The sequence below is a fragment of the Microbacterium sp. CPCC 204701 genome (genome assembly GCF_004010105.1).
GTDB lineage: Bacteria > Actinomycetota > Actinomycetes > Actinomycetales > Microbacteriaceae > Microbacterium.
On sequence record NZ_RRYE01000122.1, the window covers coordinates 1 to 7972 of the forward strand.

Here is a 7972-nt window from a genome sequence, read left to right on the forward strand (position 1 = left end):
GGGCTCACATGACCGTAGTGGCACGCAGCCGCCGAGGGCAATCATCCACGCCGTGCGCGGCATCCGGCGTTCACCCGCCGGTGGGATCGTCACCGAGGATGTCCCCCGCCTCCACGACGGGGATGGCCGCCGTGACCGTCTCGAGGCCCGACAGCCGGGCCGGCGAGAGCTGCTTGGTGACCTCTTCGCGCGACATCAGGTCGGCCTCGACCACGAGGTCGGCGACATTGCGACCGGTCAGCAGCGCCGTCTTGGCGAGCGCAGCCGCCGCCGCGTAGCCGATGAACGGCGTCAGCGCGGTGATGACGCCCACCGACGAGCCGACCAGCGCACCCAGCCGCTCGCGGTTGGCCGTGATCCCTTCGACGCAGTTGACGCGCAGCGTGTGCATCCCGCGGCGCATCCAGGTGATCGACTGGAAGATCGAGTGTGCGATCACGGGCTCGAACGCGTTGAGCTGCAGCTGGCCGCCCTCGACCGCCATCGTGACCGTGAGGTCGGCGCCGGCGACGGCGAACGCCACCTGGTTCACGACCTCGGGGATCACCGGGTTGACCTTGCCCGGCATGATGCTCGACCCGGCCTGGCGGGGCGGCAGGTTGATCTCGCCGAGGCCCGCCTGCGGTCCCGACGAGAGCAGGCGCAGATCGTTGCAGATCTTCGAGAGCTTGATCGCGTTGCGCTTCAGGGACGATGAGAACGACATGAACGCGCCGGTGTCGCTCGTGGACTCCACCAGGTCGGTGGCGAGGTCGAGATCGAGCCCCGAGACCTCGCGCAGATGGCCGAGCACCGCCTGACCGTAGCCGGGATGCGTCGTGATGCCGGTGCCGATCGCCGTCGCGCCCATGTTGATCTCGTACAGCAGGTACGCGTTCTCTTTGAGGCGGTGGTAATCCTCGCCGAGGGTCGTGGCGAAGCCGTTGAACTCCTGGCCGAGGGTCATCGGCACGGCGTCCTGCAGCTGCGTGCGGCCCACCTTGAGCACGTCGTGGAACTCCACCGCCTTCGCGAGGAACGCGCGGCGCAGCAGGTCGAGCTCCTCGAGCAGGGTCTGGAGGTCCAGGCCCAGCCCCACCTTGATCGCCGTCGGATAGACGTCGTTGGTGGACTGGCTGCGATTGGTGTCGTCGATCGGCGAGAGGAACGCGTAGTCGCCCTTCTCACGCCCGGCGAGCTCGAGCGCGATGTTGGTGATGACCTCGTTCGCGTTCATGTTCGTCGACGTGCCGGCGCCGCCCTGGATGACCCCGACCACGAACTGATCGTGGAACCTCCCGTCGATCACGAGCTGCGCGGCGCGGTCGATCAGGTCGGCCTTGGCGGCGTCGAGGACCCCGATGTCTTTGTTCGCGCGGGCAGACGCCTGCTTGACCATCGCCAGCGCCTTCACCAGGTCCTTGTAGACCGAGATGGGCCGCTTCGAGATCGGGAAGTTCTCGAGCGCGCGGGCGGTGTGGATGCCCCAGTACGCGTCGGCGGGGATCTCGAGGGATCCCAGGGAGTCGGTCTCGGTGCGGGTTCGCGTCATTGCGTCCAGAGCCATGTGTGCAGTCCTCGTGGGTCGTTCACAGCGGTGCGGGGATGACTCCGACACTACTCGCGCACCGGTTCCGGATCGCTGTACATCGCGTACACGGGCAGGCCGCGTTCATACACCGGGGCGGGCGGTCAGTGCCTCTTGCGCGAGAACTCCTCGAGCCGCTGCTCGGGAGTGAGCCGCGACATCCGTTCGACCCACGCGGCCGAGAACACGTCGCTCGTCGGTGCGTCGACGACCGGCACGACCGCGTGCGTGATGGTGTCGTCGTAGACGTGCACGAGGTGGAACGCCTGCCCGGCGTCCATGCCGTTGACGTCCACGGCGGGACGCGCGAGGTTCATCGTGTAGCAGGTCGCCGCCGCGACGCTCACGGGCACGCCCGCGAAGGTCCCGCTCGTCGAGTAGTGCAGGTGACCGGCCAGGATCGCCCGGACGTCGGAGCCCGCGATGATCTCGGCGAGCCGCCCCTGGTCGCGGAGCTCGAGGATGTCGAACAGCGGCACGTGCGAGGGCAGCGGCGGATGGTGGAGCGCGAGGATCGTCCCGAGCGGCGCGGGCGTCTCGAGCTCCCGGCGCAGCCACTCCCGCTGCCCCGCGTCGAGGTCGCCGTGGTGCCAGCCCGGCACGCTCGAGTCGAGCGCGATGAGGCGCAGCCCGTCGAGGTCCCACACGCCGGTCACCGGGTCGTCGGTCGGCTCGAGGCCGAACAGCACGCGCCGCATCGCGGTGCGCTCGTCGTGGTTGCCGGCGACCCACACGACCGGCGCCCCGAGCCGCTCGGCCACCGGCTCGACGGCGTCGCGCAGCGCCGCGTAGGCGTCCGCCTCGCCGAGATCGGTGAGATCGCCGGTGAACACGATCGCGTCCGGACGGATGCCGGTGGCCTCGGCCGCCTCCAGCGTCCGGGCGAGATTCGCCGCTGTGTCGAAGCGCCCGCCCAGCGGCGGGTTGCCCGCCAGCAGGTGCGTGTCGCTCACATGCAGGAGCGTGCGCCGCGCGGGTGCGTACTGACCGAACTGCACGGGTGCCGTCGTCATGCGCACAGCCTAGGCGGTGGCGGCGACCCCGTGCCGGGGCCGGCCCCGCCGCCGAGGGTTCCGCTCGATGCGCCAGCGGCAAGTGGAAAGGCAGTGGGACGGCGCCTGGAGGGGCGTGGGACCGTCGGCGTCGCCGCCGATCTGGATCAGTGATTGAAGACGATCAGCAGGATGCCCCCCGCCACCGCCGCCGCGCACACGGCGAAGCACGTGTACGCGCCGATCAGCGCGATGCGCTTCTGGGTCACGGTGAGAGGGTTGCGCTTGGCCGCCTTCGCCGCCGCCTTCTCGGCGCGGCGAGCGTCCTTCTCGGAGATGACGGTGATGGCGTCGGTGAACTCGACCGGGGCGACGACGGGCGGCCGGCCGGCGCGCACCAGCAGGCGCAGCCCGAGGGCGTAGAAGCCGACGACCACCACGGCGGCGATCAGCGCGGCGAGGAAGACCTGCACGAACGCAAGCCAGTCGATGGCGATCATCGCTCGCCTCCCTCCTTCGGCGCGGCGGGCGTTCGATCCGTGCCGTCGGCACCCTTCCCGGCCTTGGCAGCCTTGGCCGCCTTCTTCACGGCCGCCTCGTCGGTGCCGCGGCGGCGCACCTCCTCCCGTGCCACCGCACCCTGGCGACGCGTGGGCAGCGGGTTGCGCTTGACCTTCACCGCGCGGCCGGACTCGGCGACCTCGCTCATCGCGTTCGCCGCGGTGACGGCGTTGCGGCGCGAGCGCAGGAACAGGCTCAGGACGATCACGACCGCCAGCACCGCGTCGATGACGATGCCCCAGAAGCCCAGCCACACCACGATCAGCGCAGCGAGGGCACCCACCGCTCCCGCCGCGGGCAAGGTCAGGAGCCAGCCGATCGTGATGCGACCGGCCGTGCGCCAGCGCACCTGCGAGCCGCGGCGGCCGAGACCGGACCCGATGACCGAGCCCGATGCCACCTGGGTCGTCGACAGCGCGAAGCCGAGGGCGCTGGAGGCCAGGATCGTCGCGGCCGTAGAGCTCTCGGCCGCGAAGCCCTGCGCCGGCTTGACGTCGGTGAGGCCCTTGCCGAGCGTGCGGATGATGCGCCACCCGCCCATGTAGGTGCCGAGCGCGATCGTGACGGCGCACGCGACGATCACCCAGGTCTGGGGGTCGGCGTCGTCCGAGGACTGCCAGCCCGCGGTGATCAGGGCCAGCGTGATGACGCCCATCGTCTTCTGCGCGTCGTTCGTGCCGTGCGCGAGGGCGACGAGCGAGGACGTGAAGATCTGGCCGAACCGGAAGCCGTCGCGCCCGTCGGGCTTGGTGTCGTAGCGTCGCGTCAGCGCGTACGCCAGCTTCGTCACCGTGAAGGCGATGATGCCCGCCGTCAGCGGCGCGATCACCGCCGGCAGGATCACCTTCGACATCACGACGCCGAAGTCGATCGCCACGAACCCGACGCCGACGATCGTGGCGCCGATGAGACCGCCGAACAGCGCGTGCGACGACGACGAGGGCAGTCCCAGCAGCCACGTCAGCATGTTCCAGGTGATCGCGCCGATGAGTCCGGCGAAGATGACGGCGGGGAACACGGATGCCGAGATCTCGTCCTCTCGGATGATGCCGCCCGAGATGGTCTTGGCCACCTCCGTCGACAGGAACGCGCCGGCGAGGTTGAGGATGGCCGCCAGCAGCACGGCGGTCCTGGGCTTCAGCGCACCGGTCGCGATGGGCGTCGCCATCGCGTTCGCCGTGTCGTGGAAGCCGTTCGTGAAGTCGAAGAACAGGGCCAGCACGATGACCAGCACGATGATCAGGGTTGCGGTTTCCACCGGTCGCTTTCCGTGAAGGGGGGTGGGTGTGGGTGCCGACGGGATCGGCGTGACGAACGAAGAGTTCACTTGGTGTTCAGGAACCGGCAACCGGCCAGCAAGAATCCTACAACGGCGCCTCCGGCGGTCAACTCCCGCGCGGACGCGCACACGGCCGCGCGTGAGCGGCGGGCGACTACCGTGGAGGGCGTGACTGCCCACGACACATCCGCGCCTTCGCCCGCCCCCGTCGCCGACACCCGTCCGGTGATCCGTTCGCACCACGGCGACGACGTCGAGGACCGCTACGAATGGTTCCGCGCGAAGGACGAGGCTGCGGTGATCGCGCACCTCGAAGCCGAGAACGCCTACACCGGGCAGCGCACCGCGCACCTCGAGGGGCTGCGCGAGCGCATCTTCGACGAGATCAAGGGCCGCATCCTCGAGACAGACCTCTCGGTGCCGACTCGCCGCGGCGACTGGTGGTACTACGGCCGCACCGTCGAGGGCAAGCAGTACGGCATCCAGTGCCGCGCGCCGCTCGCCTCTCCCGACGACTGGACGCCCCCCGAGCTCTCACCCGACGCCCCGGTGCCCGGTGAGCAGATCCTCCTCGACAGCAACATCGAGGCCGAGGGCCACGAGTTCTTCTCGCTCGGAAGCTTCGAGGTCTCGAACGACGGCACTCTCATGCTCTACGGCGTCGACACCGCCGGCGACGAGCGCTACACCGTCCGCGTGCGCGACCTCGTCACCGATGTGCAGCTCGCCGACGAGATCCCCGGCACCTTCGCCGGCGCGACCTTCTCGCCCGACGGGCGCTTCATCGTCTACACGACGGTCGACGACGCGTGGCGCCCCGACACCGTATGGCTGCACGAGCTCGGCACGCCCGTCGACGACGACGCGAAGCTGTTCCACGAACCCGACGAGAAGTTCTGGGTGGGTGCCGGCTTCACCCGCAGCGACCACTACCTCGTGATCGGTCTCGGCTCGTCGATCACGTCGGAGGAGTGGCTGCTGGATGCCTCCGACCTCCGTGGCGAGCCGCGCGTCGTGTGGCCGCGCGCCGAGGGCGTCGAGTACGACTCCGAGCACGCGGTGGTCGACGGCGAGGACGTGCTGTTCATCCTCCACAACGACGGAGCCCTGGATTTCGAGCTGGTGCGGGTCTCGGCATCCGACCCCTCCGGCGCGCGCGAGGTCGTGATCCCGCATCGTCCCGGCGAGCGGCTGCTGGGCGTGTCGACCTTCCGCGACTGGGGCGTCGTCGGCTACCGCCGCAGCGGCCTCGCGCGCCTCGGCCTGCTCGACTACGCGACCGGCGGCGTGAGCGAGATCGAATTCGGCGAGCCGCTGTACTCGGTCGGCACGGGCGGCAACCCCGAGTGGGCTCCCCCGCTGCTGCGGCTGGGCTACGGCTCGTTCGTGACGCCCGGCACCGTGTACGACCTCGACGTCGCGACTCGCGAGCTGCACCTGCGCAAGCGGCAGCCGGTGCTCGGCGGCTACGAGCCCGGGGACTACGCGCAGGCGCGCGTGTGGGCGACGGCGCAGGACGGTGCCCGCATCCCGATCTCGCTCGTGTGGAAGCGCTCGTTCGGCGACGCGGGAGTCGCGGCCCGCCCGCTGCACCTGTACGGCTACGGCTCGTACGAGCACTCGATCGAGCCGGGATTCTCGGTGCCGCGCCTGTCGGAGCTCGACCGCGGCGTCGTCTTCGCCGTCGCGCACGTGCGAGGCGGCGGCGAGATGGGTCGGCAGTGGTACGAGGACGGCAAGCTGCTGAACAAGCGCAACACGTTCACCGACTTCGTCGACTGCGCGCTGCACCTCATCGACGACGGCTTCACCACGGCGGATCGTCTGGTGGCGGAGGGCGGGTCCGCCGGCGGTCTGCTCATGGGCGCGGTCGCGAACCTCGCGCCCGAGCTGTTCGCCGGCATCCTCGCCGACGTGCCGTTCGTCGACGCCCTCACGACGATCCTCGACCCGTCGCTCCCGCTGACCGTCATCGAGTGGGACGAGTGGGGCGATCCGCTGCACAACCCCGACGTGTACGCCTACATGAAGTCGTACTCCCCGTACGAGAACGTGCGGACGGATGCCTCGTACCCCCGCATCCTCGCCGTCACGTCGCTCAACGACACCCGCGTGCTGTACGTCGAGCCGGCGAAGTGGGTCGCGCGCCTGCGCGAGGTCGGCGCCGACGCGCTCCTGAAGTGCGAGATGGTCGCCGGCCACGGCGGCGTCTCGGGTCGCTACAACGCCTGGCGCGAGCGCGCGTTCGAGCTCGCGTGGGTGCTGGACGTCCTCGGCCTCGCCGACGCCTGACGCTACCGGTCGCTGCGGCGCCGCCGCCCTCCACTCTGTCAAAACAGGACATCTGGCGAGGGCAGGATGTTTCTGCGTAAGAACCTCCTGCCTCCGTCAGATGTCCTGCTTTCGCCGCTGGAGGGAAGGGGATGCCGCGGCAACCCACTCCTCCACACGGAGTGAGACGGCACGCCTGTGCACAGATGCGCGGCATCGAGTGCGGGTGGCTCACGCGGGTCCGAAGAATCGTCGGCATGTCGAACGCTTCTGAGACCCGTCCAAAGCTGCGACGAGCAGAACTCGCACACTGGGTGAGGAGCCGCGCAGGCGTTTCACACAGTTCCGATGCGCGCGCGGCCGGTTTCACCGTCTACGACATCGCCGCGGCGGTGCGGGCCGGCGCGATCGACCGGGTGCGGCGTTCGTGGCTCGTCACGCCCGATTGCGATCGCAGACGGCGGGCCGCGGCGACAGTGAGCGGCAGGGTGACGTGCGTGAGCGGTGCCGCGCTGCAGGGCTTCTGGACGCCCGCAGCTCACATGGACGAGAGGGTCCATGTCGCCGTCGCCTCGACCGCCGCGCGGGTGATGTCCGAGAGTCTGCGCCTGCACTGGGGCCGCGGCCCGGCGCCGGTAGGCCGCAACGACAACGCGGATACCGTTCTGAACGTCCTGTTCCACGTCGCGCACTGCCTCACGAGGCGTGACGCGCTGGCGGTCTGGGAGTCGGCGCTGCGAAAGCACGCCGTGGACGCCGAAGTGATCGAACGCGTCGCGTGGCGGAGCACTCAGGCCGCTGAACTGGCGGCTGTCGCTTCCTCACTGTCGGATTCGGGGCTCGAGACGTCCTTCGTCGACGGCCTGCGTGGCATCGGAGTGACCGTGCGGCAGCAGGTGTGGATCGACGGCCGCCCGGTCGACGGTCTCATCGGCACGTCGCTCGTGACTCAGATCGACGGCTTCGCTCACCACAGCAGTGCGGCCGATCGACGGCGCGACATCGAGGCCGACTCGCGGCTCGTCGCTCGCGGCTACGTCGTGCTCCGATTCGACTACCACCAGGTGCTGTTCGACTGGCCGTACGTGGTCGAGACGATTCTGACGGCCATCGCGCAGGGTGCTCATCGGCAACGGGTCCGCTGATCCGGGCCGCGCTTCTCTGAGATCAGGACATCTGACGAAAGCAGGAGTTATCGGCGCCAGAACATCCTGTGTCCGCCAGATGTCCTGCTTTCGCGTGGGGCGGCGGGGCCGGGTGGTCGCGCGGGGCGGCGGGGCCGGGTGGTCGCGCGGGGCGGCG

6 protein-coding genes are annotated in these 7972 nt (G+C 69.9%); 2 read left to right on the top strand and 4 right to left on the bottom strand.

The window, feature by feature from the left end; all coding sequences use genetic code 11:
- Positions 1–70 precede the first annotated feature (70 nt).
- From EIO58_RS09195 to EIO58_RS09210, 4 genes are all read right to left on the bottom strand, one after another.
- On the bottom strand, positions 71–1546 hold the full coding sequence (locus tag EIO58_RS09195; protein ID WP_127819282.1) for an aspartate ammonia-lyase: 1476 nt from the start codon (positions 1544–1546) through the stop codon (positions 71–73).
- 125 nt (positions 1547–1671) lie between these two features.
- Entirely contained in the window at positions 1672–2580 is a 909-nt protein-coding gene (locus EIO58_RS09200) for a phosphodiesterase (protein ID WP_127819283.1), read from the bottom strand.
- A gap of 146 nt (positions 2581–2726) precedes the next feature.
- Positions 2727–3059: a peptidase gene (locus EIO58_RS09205; protein WP_127819284.1), complete on the bottom strand. Its 333-nt coding sequence runs from the start codon at positions 3057–3059 to the stop codon at positions 2727–2729.
- Entirely contained in the window at positions 3056–4378 is a 1323-nt protein-coding gene (locus tag EIO58_RS09210; protein ID WP_127819285.1) for an inorganic phosphate transporter, read from the bottom strand. The genes EIO58_RS09205 and EIO58_RS09210 overlap by 4 nt, the downstream gene beginning before the upstream one ends.
- A gap of 189 nt (positions 4379–4567) precedes the next feature.
- Between EIO58_RS09210 and EIO58_RS09215 the strand changes: the two genes are divergently transcribed.
- On the top strand, positions 4568–6691 hold the full coding sequence (locus EIO58_RS09215; protein WP_127819286.1) for a S9 family peptidase: 2124 nt from the start codon (positions 4568–4570) through the stop codon (positions 6689–6691).
- 476 nt (positions 6692–7167) lie between these two features.
- Positions 7168–7815 (top strand): endonuclease domain-containing protein, encoded by a 648-nt coding sequence (locus tag EIO58_RS09220; RefSeq protein ID WP_240658673.1) that lies wholly within the window; start codon positions 7168–7170, stop codon positions 7813–7815.
- Positions 7816–7972 lie beyond the last annotated feature (157 nt).